This is a genomic window from Rothia mucilaginosa (assembly GCF_019334805.1).
Classification (GTDB): domain Bacteria; phylum Actinomycetota; class Actinomycetes; order Actinomycetales; family Micrococcaceae; genus Rothia; species Rothia mucilaginosa_C.
In genome coordinates, this window is the sequence record NZ_CP079822.1 from 752,207 (window position 1) to 767,997 (window position 15,791).

Genomic DNA, 15,791 nt, shown 5'->3' on the forward strand with positions numbered 1-15,791 from the left:
GCGGCTCCTCAGCCCTTGCGGGGGCGAAGATTACTGCCCTTCGAGGATTACTGCGCTTCGAAGATTACTGCTCTTCGGGGCTCTTGGTGTGCGAGAGAATCTCGCGCAGGCGGGAGAGGCGGTGCTCTGCCTCGACGGTACGCACGGTACCCGAGGAGGAACGCATAACCAGCGACTGGGTGGTCACAACGTTCTTGCTGTAGCGCACGCCGCGCAGCAGCTTGCCGTCGGTGATACCGGTTGCGGCGAAGAAGCAGTTGTCGCTGGTGACCAGGTCGTTGGTGGTCAGCACACGGTCGAGGTCGTGGCCGGCTTCCAGTGCCTTTTCACGTTCTGCCTCGTCGGTCGGTGCCAGGCGGCCCTGGATGACGCCACCGGTTGCCTTGATAGCGCATGCTGCGACAACACCTTCGGGGGTGCCGCCGGTGCCGAGCATGAGGTCCACGCCGGTGTTTTCGCGGCAGGCTGCGATAGCGCCGGCGACGTCACCGTCGAGGATGATGCGGGTACGGGCGCCGGCCTCGCGAATCTCCTGGATCAGCTTGGCGTGGCGGGGGCGGTCCAGCACGCATACGGTCAGCTCGCTGACCTTCTTGCCCTTAGCCTTAGCGACCAGGTGCAGGTTCTGCTTGACGGGCAGGCGCAGGTCGACGAACTCTGCGGCTTCGGGGCCGGTGACCAGCTTCTCCATGTAGAACACTGCGGAGGGGTCGAACATGGTGCCGCCGTCTGCCACAGCAATCACGGAGAGGGCATTGTCCATGCCGAGTGCGGTCAAGCGGGTACCGTCGATGGGGTCAACCGCCACGTCGAGGGAGGGACCGGAGCCGTCGCCGACGTTCTCGCCGTTGTACAGCATGGGAGCCTTGTCCTTCTCGCCTTCACCGATGACAACGGTGCCGTTGAAGTTGACGGTGGAGAGGCGGTAGCGCATTGCGTCTACGGCTGCACCATCTGCGAGATTCTTTTCGCCTGCGCCGACCCAGGGGCCTGCAGCAATTGCTGCTGCCTCAGTCGCGCGGACCAGTTCCATTGCGAGGTTGCGATCGCCGTGGTTGTTGTTCGTAGTCATAGACTCACCTTCGAGATTTCTGAATACACCGTCGGCTGGCTGGTTCTTTCCAGCACGAAGTCGCCGACGCAGTAGTGCTCCTTTCAGGATAGCGCGCGGGCGCTTCGTTTTTCTTGTTCTGAACGAGTTTGCGTGCGTGTTGACTTTAAGGTGAGCAGATGCGGCAACTTGGTGAGGGCTGCGTCTCCCTTTGCATTGTTTTTGCGTCATTGGGCATCAAGATTGGGGGTGTGAAGGCGCGCCATACTAGCTATTTTTCGCATTTTTAAGGCATATTTGAGGTAGGTTCTTTTCACCGGGAAGCTTCCGGCAAGAAACTCAGCTTCAGCGCGAGCGCCTGAAGCTTCCGCATACCCGTTCGCAGATTCGTTGCCTCTGGCGGCACGCGTTATCTGTATCTGTCCGCTAAGGAGCATCACATGGCTGGTATTCAACCGACTCCCGCTGAGGCGTGGAAGCGCCTTCGAGACGGCAACCGTCGTTTTATTGAGGGCAGCAACGAGCACCCCAACCAGGACACGATTCGCCGTACCGACCTAGCCGCCGGCCAGTTTCCCTTTGCTTCAATCTTTGGCTGCGGCGACTCCCGCCTTGCGGCGGAGATTATTTTCGATCTGGGTCTGGGTGATGCGTTCGTGGTGCGTACCGCCGGCCACGTGCTGGAGAACGCGGCTCTCGGTTCGCTGGAGTACGCAGTCGAGGAGTTTGAGACCCCCATCGTGATGGTTCTCGGCCACGACTCCTGCGGTGCTGTGACTGCCGCTAGCAATGCTCTGGAATCCGGTGAGATGCCGCACGGCTTCGTCCGTAACCTGGTGCAGCACATCCTGCCTTCGGCAATGTCCCCGAAACTGCCGGAGAACCCGGTCGTCAACGACATGGTGCGTGAGCACACCCGCCAGACTGCTATCCGCATTATTGAGCAGTCCCACATCATTTCGGATGCGGTGGTTGAGGGTAAGGTCGCCGTGATTGGTGTCTTCTACCACCTGAAGGAGGGTAAGGCTGAGCTGGTGTTCAGTTCGCAGGACCTCACCCTGCCGGAGGAGAAGAACGACGCGCAGAACCCGCCGACTCAGACGCTTCCGGTGGTCGTGAAGACTCCCCCGCGCGTTGTGGTTGCCGAGAACCTGGACTAGGTTTCCTCTTCTCCGCTCATTACGAGCCTTAGCGCGAGAACCCACATGCTCGCACTTAACAACAGATTTTTCTATGGGATACCCCCGCCACGGTAGCGTGTTCGCACATCTACCGGGGCGGGGTTTTTACGTGCCTTCTCACGCCTCAAAATTTATGAGCGTTTTTCCTCTTTTGACACCTTTTCGAGGCGACGTAAGCCACTTTGAACGCCTATCCTAGAGATATGGCTGAAAACATTGAATACCGCATTGAACATGACACCATGGGCGAAGTTCGCGTTCCGGCTGATGCACTCTACCGTGCACAGACCCAGCGCGCAGTCGAGAACTTCCCGATTTCGGGTCAGACCCTCGAATCCGCCCATATTCGTGCGCTTGCCCTCGTGAAGAAGGCAGCCGCGACCGCCAATGAGGAACTCAAGGTGCTCGACGCTGAGCGCGCCCAGGCTATCCGCGACGCAGCGGATCTGGTAGCAACCGGTAAGTACGACGCCCACTTCCCCATTGACGTTTTCCAGACCGGTTCCGGTACCTCCTCGAACATGAACACGAACGAGGTTCTGGCAACCCTGGCATCCCGTTCCCTGGAGTCTAAGGGTATTGAGGTTCACCCCAATGACCACGTGAACGCATCCCAGTCCTCCAACGACGTCTTCCCCACCTCCGTGCACGTTGCTGTGACCGAGGCTCTGGTGAAGGACCTGATTCCCGCTCTCGAGGTGCTCGCTGAGTCCCTGGAGCGCAAGTCTGCAGAGTTCAAGGACGTTGTGAAGTCGGGCCGTACCCACCTGATGGACGCAACCCCCATCACCCTGGGCCAGGAGTTCTCCGGCTACGCCGCAACCGTGCGTTACGGCATTGAGCGTGTGAACGCTTCCCTGCCCCGCGTGGCTGAGGTTCCCCTGGGCGGTACTGCCGTGGGTACCGGCATTAACACCCCGGACGGCTTCTCCGCTCGTGTGATTGAGCTGCTCGCTGAGGAGACCGGCCTGCCCCTGACCGAGGCTCGTAACCACTTCGAGGCTCAGGCTAACCGTGACGGCCTGATTGAGGTTTCCGGTCAGCTGCGCACCCTGGCATACGGCCTGATGAAGATCAGCAACGACATCCGCTGGATGGGTTCGGGCCCGAACACCGGCCTGGGCGAGCTGCACATCCCCGATCTGCAGCCCGGCTCCTCGATTATGCCCGGTAAGGTCAACCCCGTGATTTGTGAGGCTACCATCATGGTCGCCGCTCAGGTTATCGGTAACGACGCAACCATTGCTCTGTCTTCCACTAACGGCGCGTTTGAGCTGAACGTGGGTATCCCGGTGATGGCTGCTAACCTGTTGCAGTCGATTCGCCTGCTCGCTAACGTTTCTCGCGTTTCGGCGGAGAAGATGATTGACGGTCTGACCGCTAATGTTGACCGTTGCCGCTTCCTGGCTGAGGCTTCGCCGTCGACCGTGACCCCGCTGAACAAGCTGATTGGTTACGAAGCTGCTGCGAAGATTGCTAAGTACTCGGTGGCTCACAAGGTGACTGTCCGTGAGGCAGTTGTGGCTCTGGGTTATGTGGAGCGCGGCGAAGTGACTGAGGAGCAGCTGGATGCGGCTCTGGACGTCACCAAGATGCTGGGCAACTTCTAATCTCACTCGCTTGAACCTCGCCTGAGGTTCGCGGCTTAACCATAGAAGGAGGGGCGACTCGCCATGACGGCGGGCGCCCCTCCTTCTGTATCTACACGCCTCAATCAGCGGCTTTTACTCAGTCCCAGCAGCCGGTCTAGTACTCTTCCGGCGGCACCGACTCCAAACCAAAACGGCAGTGACCGTCATAGTTCAGCGCCGCATCAATACGGTCCAGCATCCGCTCCGAAAGCAACGCACGCTCCGCCGGGTCAGACACATCCACCCAACGCACCTGCGAAGACTCCTCATCGTTCACCTTCGCCTCACCAGAAACCCAGCGACACAAGAACGTATGATCCAAGAACTGGCAGCGGTCACCATTACCGAACTGCATCGGCGGGTCAGCCTTCACCTGCGCCAACTCCAGCACCTCAATCTGCACGTTCGCCTCCTCCTGCGCCTCACGCAGGCAGGTCAGTGCGGGGCTCTCCCCCGGGTCCACAATGCCCGTAATCGGGGTCCACGCCCCGTTATCGCTACGGCGCACCAGCAGCACCTTAGAATCCTGCTCACGGTACACCACAGCCGTCGCACCGGACAGCCACAGGTAATCCGAACCAATCCGCTCACGCAGCTTACGGATATAGGGAGGAGTAGGCATAACATCAACCTTTCAAAAGCCCCGGCAATTCTGCCGGGGAATAGGTGCTAGAGAGAGCAAACAGCCACGAGCCGCACGGAGAATGAACCATACGAAGAACGAGCCCGCCACGTAGCCGGACGGTCACCCCACTTCGGAATCTACCACAGAGAATACGCCGGGGCAGCCAACGCCACCAGCGCACCCAGAAGCATAAACGGGCCGAAGGCAATGCGGGTGCTACCGCGCGCCTTCGTAAACAGCACCAGAGCCAAAGACACCAGACCACCGGCAAGGAACGTCACCAGCGACGCCCACCCCAGGTTCGCCCAGGACAGGTACCCGAGCACGCCGCCCAGAATACCGGCAAGCTTCACATCCCCGCGGCCCAGCGCCCCGAACGACAGAATACGCAGAAGCCCGTAGCAGAACCACAGCACCAGACCGGCACCAATCACACGCCAAATATCGGCGGGGCGACCGGCAAAAAGCAAAGACACCGGCAGAGCCGTATAGGTGGCAATAGCCAGAGGAATCAGGATGCGGTGCGGCAGACGGTGCTCCCGCACGTCAATACGCCACAGCCGCAGGGCGCACCACAGAAAATACAGCAGGTAGCTGCCGAGAACCAGAGCGGCAATAACGGAGGCGCCGCCTGCGTTGTAGAGGCGGGAAAGCTCAGCGGGCATAGAACGTCCATTCTGTATTGCTGGAGGCTGTACTACCGGAAACTACTAGCCAGCGGCACTAGACTACATAGGCGCTAGAGCATCATTTTCTAGGAACCGAAGCGGCGGGAACGGTTCGCGTAATCCCGCAGGGCACGCAAAAAATCAACGCGCGTGAAATCCGGCCACAGGGCACGGCAAAAATAAAACTCAGAATACGCGCTCTGCCAGGTCATGAAACCGGACAGGCGCTGCTCGCCCGAAGTGCGAATCAGCAGGTCCGGGTCGGGCATATCTGCGGTGTACAGGTGCGAAGAAATATCCTCAACGCTCAGCTGTTCAGCAAGCGACTCCAAGGAGGCACCCTCAGCGGCGGCCTCACGCAGAACCGAACGAACCGCGTCCACAATCTCCTGGCGACCGCCGTAGCCGACCGCAATGTTCACGCGAACGCCGGGCAGGTGCGCCGTTTGCTCAATCGCCCAGTCCAGGCGCTCGTGCAGCTGGCGAGGAATCAGGTCAATATTGCCGATAGCGCGCACCGGACCGCAGGCGGAATCCACCAGACGCACCAGGAACGCATCAATCACAGCGATCAGACCGGTCAGTTCCTTCTCGGGGCGCTTCAGGTTCTCAGTGGAGAGCATGTACAGGCTCACCTGCGGAATCGACAGCTCAGTACACCACGCCAGAAAATCAATAATTCGCTCCGCACCGGCGGCGTGGCCCTCACGGGTGCTCAAGCCGCGCTGAGCCGCCCAGCGGCGGTTACCGTCCACCAGCATTCCAATATGTGCCGGCAGGGATTCGGGGCTCAGCGAGCGCGCCAGAGCCTGCTCATAGACGGTAGGCTCAGTGACAGTGCCGGGGTTGCTGGCGTGGCCGTGCACAGTAATCACGGGCAGGGCGTTGGCGCTCATAGCTCATACCTCATTCGGCTGTCGTGGCAGATAATTCAGCGGGCTCATCACGAAAGAGCCCGAGCTCTTATTCTACGCCGCCGCGCCGTACCTTCGCGGCAATCGGCATCACGGATGGGCTGAGAATCGGCTCAAAATTTGTGGCGGCTGGTAGCGGCAGGCGAGGTTGCATACAGGGGCTGCACACATCGCGTGCCTAAGAATGGATGATGCCCTTCACCCACGACTCGTATCGCGGGTGAAGGGCATCGTTGTAACGCGGGGCGATGCGGCGCCCCACTCTAGATAATGTAGAGGCTAGATAACGTAGTAGTCGCTCAGGCCCTCATCCAGGCTAGATTCGGGCAGCTGAACCTCCGTGTGAGAGGCAGCCAGCGTGTAATCCTCCCAGGGCCAAATATCCTTCAGCTTTTCGCTGGGAACAGCGAAGAACACGCCGTTCGGGTCCACCTGCGAGGCGTGTGCCAGCAGAGCCTGATCGCGCTGCTCAAAGTGCTCGTGAACCAGGATGCGGGTCGTAGTCTCGTGGCGAGGCGCCTCCCCCGACGTTGCGCGGTGCGCGATGTTCTCAATCCAGCCGCTCAGCAGGCTCTCACCGTGCGTATCAAGCAGGTGCTCGTGCAGGGCGAGGGTGCGTTCGGGGTTGAACGCGCGGTCGTAGTAGAGCTTCAGCGGGGTCCAGGGCTCGCCCTCACCCACGTACGCCTCGGGGTCGCCCGCCTTCTCGAATGCCTCCACGGCAACCTTGTGGGTCATGATGTGGTCGGGGTGCGGGTAACCGCCAATCTCGTCATAGGTGATGATGATGTGCGGGCGGTACTCACGCACCAGACGCACGAGCGGCGCGGCGGCACGGTCCAGGGGTATGGTGCCGAAGCTACCGAAGGGCAGAGGCGGCATGGGGTCACCCTCCGGCAGACCGGAGTCGAAGAAGCCAATCCATCGGTGCTCAATACCCATGATCTCGCGGGCAGCCGCCATCTCAGCGCGGCGCAGACCGGGCAGGTCACGGTGCGCACGCGGACTATTAGCAATCTCCTCATTCAGGATGTCACCGCGCTCGCCGCCGGTCATCGTCGCCACCATGAAGCGGGCACCACGGGCAATATACGCCGAAGCGGTACCGGCGCCCTTGGAGGACTCGTCGTCCGGGTGTGCGTGCACCGCGAGGATGCGCAGGCCGGTGTAGTCCTCATCCAGCGGTTTGAGGGAGTCCACGGGAGGGTGAGTCGGCAGGTTTGCCTTCAGCTGTTCAATGGCTTCGCTCACGGTGGTCTCCTTTAGGTGATGCGCCAGGGGTGCGGATGATGTGTCTGTGAATCGCGAATGCGAGCGCTACGCGGCAGAAATTTTACGGTTGTAGCTTCTCGTATGATACCCAAGGATAGCGCCGGTGTACTAGCGCAGATGACGCCGTGTGACATCGTGAAACATGCCGTCATATCAGCAGATTCACGGGTATAAAGCAGGCTGATGCTGGCGGAGTGTTCAGCTACCGGCGTGCGTACCGAGGAAGATGCGTTCAGAGGGGAAGATACGACCGGCATAACAGCCGAAAATCCTCCGGTGCTCTAGAATAGGTCTGTTGATTCATTCCGTTACCGGCCTCCGTCGCGCTTTGAACGCGGCACGCGGTAGCGGGTTTATTCGTTTCGCACCGGCTAAGCCGGCGCATAAGCAAAGGACACGCATGGCTGAAAACACCGGTGCATGGCTCACTCAGGACGCCTTCGACCGCCTCACCCAGGAGCTGGAGTACCTCTCCGGCCCGTACCGCCAGGAAATTGTTGACCGCATCGCGCAGGCACGCGATGAGGGTGACCTCCGCGAGAACGGCGGCTACCACGCTGCACGTGACGAGCAGGCTAAGAACGAGGCGCGCATCAAGCAGCTCAAGCACCTGCTGGAAACCGCGCAGATTGGTGAGGCACCCGTCGACGACGGCGTTGTGGCCCTGGGCATGGTCATTGAGGCCGAGGTTGCGGGCCGCCACCTGAAGTTCCTGCTTGGTTCCCGCGAGATTGAGGACACTCTGCCTGCAGGTAGCGACCTGAAGGTCTTCTCGGAGAAGTCCCCCCTCGGCGCAGCAATCATGGGTGCTAAGCAGGGTGACGAGGTTTCCTACACCGCTCCGAACGGTAAGGAACTGAGCGCCAAGATTGTCTCCGTAACCCCCTACCAGGGCTAAGAGAGACTCAAGCGTATAGCAACAGTGCGGGGTGCTGAACCGAAAAGGTCAGCACCCCGCACTGTTTTTGTCTATTGAATTACGTTCTGCCGATAAAGCTCAAGCGCAACTATACAGCTCGTCGGCTCATAAATATATCGGCTTAGTAGACGATGATGGGCTTGAAACCCGCATCCTCCAGGGCGGCAATCACCTGGCGGCAATGCTCCACGCCCTTGGTCTCCATGTCAATCGTAATCGACACGTCACCCATAGAGAGCGAACCACCCACGCGGGTGTGATCCACACCGGTCACGTTCGCGTCATTCTCGGAGATGATGCGGGAGATGGTCGCCAGCTCACCCGGACGGTCAGAAAGCATCATCTTCACGGTCATGTAGCGGCCAGCCGCAGACAGACCGCGCTGAATCACCTTCAGCATCAGCATCGGGTCAATATTGCCGCCGGAGAGCACGCACACGACCGTACCCAGGTCGCCGTACTCTTCCTTCAGCTTGCCGTTCATCAGCGCCGCCACGGGCACCGAACCGGCAGGCTCCACCACAAGCTTGTTACGTTCCATCAGGAAGATCAGGGCGCGAGCGATATCGTCTTCGCTCACGGTCGCCACATCGTCCACCAGCTCCTTGATGATGGAGAAAGGCATCTGGCCGGGGCGGCCCACCGCAATACCGTCAGCGATGGTAGAAACCTTCTTCAGCGGCACCAGAGCATCCGCGGCAAGGGACAGCGGGTACGCCGCCGCGTGCTCCGCCTGAACACCGATAATCTTGATCTTCTTGCCGAGCTTCTGCTCCTTCGCGCGGATAGCAGCGGACAGACCGGCCAGCAGACCGCCGCCGCCAACACCCACAATCACGGTGTCAACGTCCGGAACCTGCTCCAGAATCTCCAGACCGATAGTGCCCTGACCGGCAATAATATCTTCATTGTCGAAGGGGTGCACGAACACCGCGCCGGTCTCTTCGGCGTAGCGCTTCGCCTCCGCCAGAGCCTCATCCACGGTCACACCGTACAGTTCAACCTCAGCACCGTGATCACGGGTTGCAGTAATCTTCGGCAGTGCCGCACCCAGCGGCATGTAAATACGAGCCTTAATGCCCAGACGGTCAGCCGCCAGCGCCACACCCTGCGCGTGGTTACCCGCGCTCGCCGCCACGACGCCGCGCTTCTTCTCCTCCTCGGAAAGCTTCGCCATACGCACGTACGCACCGCGCACCTTGAAAGAACCGGCACGCTGCAGGTTCTCACACTTGAAGAAAACCTCGGACCCGAGGCGCTGGCTCAGCGCACGCGAATGAGCGACGGGGGTGCGTTCAATAACGCCTTCGAGCAGCTCTGCGGCGCGTTCAATGTCGGTGATGGTCACGGGCAGGGAGTCGAGATTTACGCTCACGAGGTTTCCATTCTGATGGTGCGTTGCCCCGCGGGCGCGGGGCGGTGATGTATTGCTCATCCCATTTTAGAGGATGGGTACAGTGAAGGGGGCTACTCGGTCGCGAGTAGCCCCCTAGCGAGACACCGCCGTAGACGGCATCGCGGCCGGCGGTATCGCCGGGACGAGTTAGCGGTGCGTTATCGAGGATGGCGGGGTGCCCTACGCCAAAACCTCCCGCTCGATGCGGGCCCCTAGTCTTCGGAGGAGTCCGAAACCTCGGGATCCCGATTCTCAGGCTCCTCAGCCTTCTGATGGCGCGGCACTCGGGAGGCCAGCTTCTTGACGCTCTCCTGCCGTTCCAGGGCCTTCTCCTCAGCCTGCTCGCGGCGAGCCACCTCGTGCGGGAAGAGGAACTCCTCATCGCGCAAGCCGGGATCGTGTTCCCAACCGCGATTAGCCAAGTAACGCACCACCGAGTTGACCACAGCCAAAGTCGGCACAGCGAACAGCGCACCCACCGCACCAAAAATCATGGAGCCACCAGCCACCGAGAAAATAACAGCCAGCGGGTGCAGGGAGACAGCCTTACCCATAATGAGCGGCTGCAGAATGTTGGATTCGAGCTGCTGAACCAGCAGAACAATACCGAGCATAATCAGCGCCTGCACCGGGCCCAGAGCAACCAGCGCCAGCAGCACAGCCACAGCACCGGAGAACAGCGCACCAATCACCGGGATAAAGGAACCCAGGAACACCAGCACGCCCAGCGGAATCGCCAGGGGCACACCCAGGATTGCGGCACCAATACCGATGCCGATAGCGTCAATAGCCGCCACCAGAATCTGAACGCGCACGTACGCACCCAGGGACTTCCAACCCGCGCGACCCGCACCGTTGACTGTGGCACGCGCGTCCTTCGGGAAGAGGCGAGTGACGAACAGCCAGATACGCTCGCCCTCCATCAGGAAGAAGACCAGGGTAAACAGGGTCAGCAGGGTACCGGTCGCAACCTCAGCCGCAGTAGAACCCACCTGAGACACACCGTGCAACACGGAGCTGGGGTTATTGGTTGCAGCACTCTCCATCTGATCCAGCAGCTGGTTCAGCTGGTCGGCACCGAACTCGTAGCCGAGGTCCTTCAGCCAACCAATCAGCTGCTGGTAGCCCTGCATCGCCTTATCCGCCATGGACACAAAACCACGCACAATCTGCTGACCGGTCAACGAAATAATACCGGCGAGCACCAGAATCATACCGATTTCGGCAATAGCCGCCGCCCCACCGGCACGAACGCCCTTCTTACGCAGAAGCATCACGGCGGGGCTCAACAGAGCCGCCAGCAGCAAAGCCACCAGAAGAGAAATAACCAGCAGGGAGACGTGCCCCAGACCCTTCCAAAGGATCCAACCGGCACCGGCAATCATAATGATGCGCCACGCCCAAGCACCGGCAACTTCCATAGCAAAAGGCACCCGGTAGCCGCGCTCCTCCTCGGCTACATGTTCTTCTGCAACAGGTGTAATTTTCACGGTGTCTCCAAATCGTTATCGGTGTTGCCCCGCGCGGGGCAGCTCGGCTACCCCAGCGGAGGCGGTACATGGTGATGGTGTTATGCTCCTCCCCTGCGCCTCGATACATCGGGGAAGTAAAGCGGCAAAGGCGGCGGCACCATCACGGTACCGCCGCCTCATCATGAGCTTTAGTCGTTTCTAAAGATGCTTGCCAGGTACATGAGAACACGCAGGATCTCAACGTACAGCCAGACCAGAGAAGCGGTCAGGCCGAATGCAAGGCGCCAGGACTCACGCTCGGGCAGGCCAGCCTCCACAGCTTCGGAGGTGGTGGTGAAGTCCAGCAGCAGCGAGTAGGTTGCCAGCGCAACAGCGAACAGACCAACAACCAGGCCCAGCGGGATACCACCGATCGAGAAGCTGTTCAGCGAGGAACCGAAGATACCCGCACCCAGGATCGAGATGAAACCGTACGCCAGGTAGCCAATAGCGCCGATCATGAAGATCTTGTTGAGCTTGGGGGTTGCACGCAACTTACCGTTCGCGAACAGAGCCAGGGTAGTACCTGCAACCGCGAGGGTTGCCAGAACAGCCTGAATTGCCACGCCGGGGTAGCGCATGTCCACAACAGCGGACAGGCCACCGAGCAGCATACCTTCCATGAGCGCGTAGGTCATGACCAGGACCGGGGAAACCTTCTTCTTGAAGGAGTTCACCAGACCCAGGACCAGACCGCCCACCATGCCCAGGAACAGCAGCACCGGCATGTACCATGCAACAGCGGCACCGACAGCGACCAGGCCCAGGTTGATGCCGGTCTTAACCATGACATCGTTCATGGTCAGACGCTCACCGGCGGGGATGGGCTCCGAGTAGGTGGGGGCTGCTACGCCGTAGTCAGCCTCACCGTACGGCTGGCCGTACTGTGCCTGCTGACCGTACTGGGGCTGGCCGTAGGTGTTCTGACCGTAGCCCTGCTGGTCATACTGCTGCTGACCGTACTGGCCGTACGATTGCTGACCGTACTGACCGTAGGTCTGCTGCTGGCCGTACTGTGCCTGCTGGTTGGTCTGCTGAGGCTGTGCACCAAAGCGACCGAAACGAGAGTCACCCTGAGTGACATTCTTCGCCATTGAATTCAGAAGCGGGTTTCCCGCCATCATGCTCTCCTTAAACGGGGACAAAACTAATTCTGTTAATTCTATCGGATAGATTCTGCGCTCACGGGCGCTGTTCGTTACCAGCAAACGCTTCTATCAACCTTGCCAGAATATTTCAGGGCGGTGTTTACCTGAGGTTCACCCAGGCCCACACCGCCACGCACGCAAACGCTTCTGCGCGCCTCTTTGTGAAGCCTCTATTGCGAAGCTTCCAAACGATCCAGGAGTTGCTCCAGATACTCCAGTACTGCCTGCTCCTCGTTCGAGCCAATCACCTCATCAGCAGCATTTCGCACAACCTCCGGGGCGTTAGACATGGCAACACCCCAGCCCGCGTAGCGGAGCATCTCCATGTCGTTCTCACCGTCACCGAAGGCAAGGATACCCGCCGGATCAGCGTCCAGATGCTCGCATAGGTCTTTCAGACCGGTCGCCTTGTTAACACCGGTACGCACCAGGTCGATGGCACCGAAGCCACTCACCATCGGGGTGACGGTCTGCGGAAGAGCCTCACGCAGGTAGACGCTCAGCTGCCGCGTCTGCCTCGGCGGAGTCAGCAGCGGGAACTTAATGGGCGCACCCTCAAAATCTTCAATAGAGTCAACCATGACCGAGCCGGGGAAGAAGAACGCCGCAAAATCCTCCAGGGTGAGGGTTTCAGGAAGCTCCTGGCCGGTGTCTTCAAAATAGTCGCGAATCATGTGCACAATCTGGTCACAGCGGTCCTTGGGCAGGTAGATACCTTCGGTGGTGCAGACCAGCAGACCGATGTGGTCCAGCCCCTGGACTACTTCAATGATGCGCGGCACGTCCTCTTCCTCAAAGGGATGCACGGCAAGCTGACCGCTCTCATCAGCAAGGTATGCACCGTTTTCAGCAATATAGGTAAGACCTCGCCCCTCAAAGCCGCGCATATAGTCCTGCAGCTTGGCATAGGTGTTTCCGCTCGCCACAACAAAGTGAATTCCCTGCGCCTGCAGGCGCGATAGGATGCGCGAGAAACGTTCGGTGTCGAAAGTTTTGGAGTCGGTGAGGAAGGTGCCATCCATATCGACGGCAATGATGGAGGGTTTAGTCTGCATGCTGTGCCTTTCTGACTCTGCTACCCCGTTCAGTGCTACCCCATTCAGGCGGGGTGCGTCTGCGGCTGTGTCTCTCTATAGGGTCTCACGTTTTTAAGCTCCGGAAGACGGTATGCGGGCGTTTTTGAGCGTGGAGCCCGCGGGTACCATCGCTTCCTTCGAGCAGGTGGGCATCCCCATGGCAACCGAACTGGTCGGGGGCATCGTCTTTTACCCCCCCCCCAAAAAAACCCAGACATGTAAACCTTCAAACACGCGAGCGGCGACCCCTCCCCCACGGGAAGAGCCGCCGCTCACTTATATATGCCTATCGGCTCTATATTGCCTCTCAACGCAGTGCCCCCACTGGGACTCGAACCCAGAACACAAGGATTTTAAGTCCTCTGTCTCTGCCAATTGGACTATGGGGGCGCACCCCGCATAGTTCGGGGCACAAACACCTATTATTCCACGAAAACGCACCCGAACCTAAGCAGAAACACATTTCAAACGGTTCCCCACGCTCAGCCACAGCAATCACCACGCAAAAGCACAGGTGGGCGACTAAGCCGGGCAGCTGGCGAGCATCCGGACACAAAAACGGGCGGTGCAGAAGACCGAAGTCTTCCACACCGCCCTTTGCTTTATCTCAAGTGCGCTATCTCAGGGAGCATACCCCTAAGTCAGGCTATTTTAGAGCTTTGCCTTCTGGCGTGCCGGTGCAGTACCGGTTGCTTCCTGGAATGCCAGGCGCGGGGAGCGCTGGTGGCGAATCGAGGAGGTGTCGCGGCCGAAGATCTGGTTCAGTGCCCAGGTGGTCATAACGCGAACGGTACGCTCGGTGGTGGGGATTGCAGAGCCGTGGTAGCCGCGGTGCATGATCCATGCCAGCGGGCCGCCAATGGTCTTGCCCTTGAAGTTTGCAACGCCCTTCCACAGGCCCAGACCTGCCACAACACCGATGGTCTCGTGGTAGTAGTCGGTCAGGGGCTCGCCGCGGCGAGCAGCCAGCAGGTTCTTAGCCAGAACGACAGCCTGGCGGGAAGCGTGCTGAGCGTTGGGAACGCAGAAGCCACCCACGCCGCCGCCGGAGAGGTCCGGAACAGCTGCGTTGTCGCCTGCAGCCCATGCACCCTCAACCACGCCGTCATCGCCGGTGACGCGCAGGTCTGCGCTCACGCGAACGCGGCCACGCTCGTCGATCGGGAAGTCGGTGTTCTTCAGCATCGGGGATGCTGCCACACCTGCGGTCCAGATCAGGGTGTCGGTCTTGATCTCGCCTGCGGGGGACTTGTCAGCCATGTTGATCAGCTGCAGGTTGCCGTCGGTTGCGTCGGAGAGGGAGGTGTTCAGCAGGATTTCGATGCCGCGCGCACGCAGCTCTGCAACGACCTTCTCTGCACGGTCTGCGGGAACCTCGGGCATGATGCGCGGTGCAGCCTCAATCATGACGAAGTGCAGGTCAGAAACGGAAAGACGCTCGTTGCGCTCAACAGCAACGCGTGCCATGTCTTCGAGCTCGGAGATGGTCTCAACGCCAGCGAAGCCACCACCAACAACGACGAAGGTCAGGGCACGACGACGTGCTTCAGCATCGGACAGCATGGATGCGACCTCGATGCGGTCCAGAACCCAGTTACGAACAGAGACTGCCTCTTCAATGGTCTTCAGACCGATAGCAACCTCTGCCAGGCCCGGAATCGGGAATGCACGGGTTACAGCGCCTGCGCCGAGAACAATCTCGTCGTACTTCAGCTCGAAGGGCTCACCGTTGTCGGTGGGCTCAACAACAGCGGTGCGGTTTGCGTGGTCGATGGAGACAACGCGGCCGGGAATCAGCTCGGTGTCGCGCAGGTGCTGGCGCAGCGGCACAGTTGCGTTACGGCCTTCCATGGAACCTGCTGCAACCTCGGGGAGGAAGGGCTGGTAAGTCATGTAGGGGTTCGGCTCAACGATGGTGACGACGCCACCGGTCTCCTTGATAGCCTTCTGAATCTTCTTAGCAACGGTGAAGCCGACGTAGCCGCCACCGACGATCAGGACGCGAGGACGGTCCTGTGCCACCTTAGTGAATGCCATTTTGTTACTTCCTAGTCTTTAGGTACCGAGGTTCGGTAGCCCCGGTAGGTTGATATGTGCAACTTTCGGCTCGTTCCGAAAGCTCCCCTGACGAACAAAGCGGCCCGCTCTGGAAGTCCTTGCGCAACGCGAAGTGGCTAGCAGCACGAGCCTGTCTATCACATACCTGTTGTCTTTTATTTTACGCCTTTGTTTAGGTAATTTCGCACTTATGATCCCTTTGAGCTGACCCTAAGTTAAAAGTTTTGAAGATATGAACAGGGTTCATCTCGTGACGCGGGTTACAGTCAAAATTACCCTTTCCGTTTTTTGCGCGGTATGTTCGATATTTTCGTTTATTGGGGCGTTCCTCCGTCGAGAGC

At 59.7% G+C, this 15,791-nt stretch carries 13 protein-coding genes and 1 tRNA gene; 3 read left to right on the top strand and 11 right to left on the bottom strand.

Features of this window, described 5'->3' with window-relative positions; translation table 11 throughout:
* Positions 1-64 precede the first annotated feature (64 nt).
* Positions 65-1,072, bottom strand: a complete 1,008-nt coding sequence (gene glpX, locus LPB405_RS02880) for a class II fructose-bisphosphatase (RefSeq protein WP_049327916.1) — start codon at positions 1,070-1,072, stop codon at positions 65-67.
* Positions 1,073-1,491: 419 nt separating this feature from the next.
* On the opposite strand from glpX, the gene LPB405_RS02885 reads away from it, so the two are divergent.
* A complete protein-coding gene (locus LPB405_RS02885; protein ID WP_219101847.1) occupies positions 1,492-2,211 on the top strand; it encodes a carbonic anhydrase in 720 nt (239 codons plus the stop codon).
* A gap of 224 nt (positions 2,212-2,435) precedes the next feature.
* Positions 2,436-3,842, top strand: coding sequence for a class II fumarate hydratase (locus LPB405_RS02890; RefSeq protein WP_049355884.1), 1,407 nt, complete (start codon positions 2,436-2,438; stop codon positions 3,840-3,842).
* A 136-nt stretch (positions 3,843-3,978) separates the two neighbouring features.
* Here LPB405_RS02890 and LPB405_RS02895 read toward each other — a convergent pair whose 3' ends face one another.
* From LPB405_RS02895 to mca, 4 genes are all read right to left on the bottom strand, one after another.
* Entirely contained in the window at positions 3,979-4,485 is a 507-nt protein-coding gene (locus LPB405_RS02895; RefSeq protein ID WP_005506863.1) for an NUDIX hydrolase, read from the bottom strand.
* A gap of 140 nt (positions 4,486-4,625) precedes the next feature.
* Positions 4,626-5,153 (bottom strand): prepilin peptidase, encoded by a 528-nt coding sequence (locus LPB405_RS02900; protein ID WP_219101848.1) that lies wholly within the window; start codon positions 5,151-5,153, stop codon positions 4,626-4,628.
* Between the two features lie 89 nt (positions 5,154-5,242).
* Positions 5,243-6,052, bottom strand: a complete 810-nt coding sequence (uppS, locus tag LPB405_RS02905) for a polyprenyl diphosphate synthase (protein WP_219101849.1) — start codon at positions 6,050-6,052, stop codon at positions 5,243-5,245.
* A gap of 297 nt (positions 6,053-6,349) precedes the next feature.
* A complete protein-coding gene (gene mca / locus LPB405_RS02910; RefSeq protein ID WP_219101850.1) occupies positions 6,350-7,321 on the bottom strand; it encodes a mycothiol conjugate amidase Mca in 972 nt (323 codons plus the stop codon).
* 421 nt (positions 7,322-7,742) lie between these two features.
* On the opposite strand from mca, the gene greA reads away from it, so the two are divergent.
* A complete protein-coding gene (gene greA / locus LPB405_RS02915; protein ID WP_219101851.1) occupies positions 7,743-8,240 on the top strand; it encodes a transcription elongation factor GreA in 498 nt (165 codons plus the stop codon).
* 142 nt (positions 8,241-8,382) lie between these two features.
* On the opposite strand, the gene ilvA is transcribed toward greA, so the two are convergent.
* From ilvA to LPB405_RS02945, 6 genes are all read right to left on the bottom strand, one after another.
* Positions 8,383-9,636, bottom strand: coding sequence for a threonine ammonia-lyase (gene ilvA, locus LPB405_RS02920; protein WP_060823853.1), 1,254 nt, complete (start codon positions 9,634-9,636; stop codon positions 8,383-8,385).
* A gap of 233 nt (positions 9,637-9,869) precedes the next feature.
* Complete coding sequence (locus LPB405_RS02925) at positions 9,870-11,147, bottom strand: AI-2E family transporter (protein ID WP_219101852.1); 1,278 nt, start codon at positions 11,145-11,147, stop codon at positions 9,870-9,872.
* Positions 11,148-11,317: 170 nt separating this feature from the next.
* Positions 11,318-12,289 (bottom strand): Bax inhibitor-1/YccA family protein, encoded by a 972-nt coding sequence (locus tag LPB405_RS02930; RefSeq protein WP_219102039.1) that lies wholly within the window; start codon positions 12,287-12,289, stop codon positions 11,318-11,320.
* A gap of 197 nt (positions 12,290-12,486) precedes the next feature.
* Entirely contained in the window at positions 12,487-13,371 is an 885-nt protein-coding gene (locus LPB405_RS02935) for a Cof-type HAD-IIB family hydrolase (protein ID WP_219101853.1), read from the bottom strand.
* 337 nt (positions 13,372-13,708) lie between these two features.
* Positions 13,709-13,782, bottom strand: a tRNA-Leu gene (locus tag LPB405_RS02940).
* 261 nt (positions 13,783-14,043) lie between these two features.
* Positions 14,044-15,429, bottom strand: coding sequence for an NAD(P)/FAD-dependent oxidoreductase (locus tag LPB405_RS02945; RefSeq protein ID WP_070594006.1), 1,386 nt, complete (start codon positions 15,427-15,429; stop codon positions 14,044-14,046).
* Positions 15,430-15,791: the final 362 nt, after the last annotated feature.

Coding starts and splice junctions, on each gene's coding strand:
- glpX (WP_049327916.1), bottom strand. CDS start 1,072: ATGACTACGAACAACAACCACGGCGATCGCAACCTCGCAATGGAACTG.
- LPB405_RS02885 (WP_219101847.1), top strand. CDS start 1,492: ATGGCTGGTATTCAACCGACTCCCGCTGAGGCGTGGAAGCGCCTTCGA.
- LPB405_RS02890 (WP_049355884.1), top strand. CDS start 2,436: ATGGCTGAAAACATTGAATACCGCATTGAACATGACACCATGGGCGAA.
- LPB405_RS02895 (WP_005506863.1), bottom strand. CDS start 4,485: ATGCCTACTCCTCCCTATATCCGTAAGCTGCGTGAGCGGATTGGTTCG.
- LPB405_RS02900 (WP_219101848.1), bottom strand. CDS start 5,153: ATGCCCGCTGAGCTTTCCCGCCTCTACAACGCAGGCGGCGCCTCCGTT.
- uppS (WP_219101849.1), bottom strand. CDS start 6,052: ATGAGCGCCAACGCCCTGCCCGTGATTACTGTGCACGGCCACGCCAGC.
- greA (WP_219101851.1), top strand. CDS start 7,743: ATGGCTGAAAACACCGGTGCATGGCTCACTCAGGACGCCTTCGACCGC.
- LPB405_RS02930 (WP_219102039.1), bottom strand. CDS start 12,289: ATGGCGGGAAACCCGCTTCTGAATTCAATGGCGAAGAATGTCACTCAG.
- LPB405_RS02935 (WP_219101853.1), bottom strand. CDS start 13,371: ATGCAGACTAAACCCTCCATCATTGCCGTCGATATGGATGGCACCTTC.
- LPB405_RS02945 (WP_070594006.1), bottom strand. CDS start 15,429: ATGGCATTCACTAAGGTGGCACAGGACCGTCCTCGCGTCCTGATCGTC.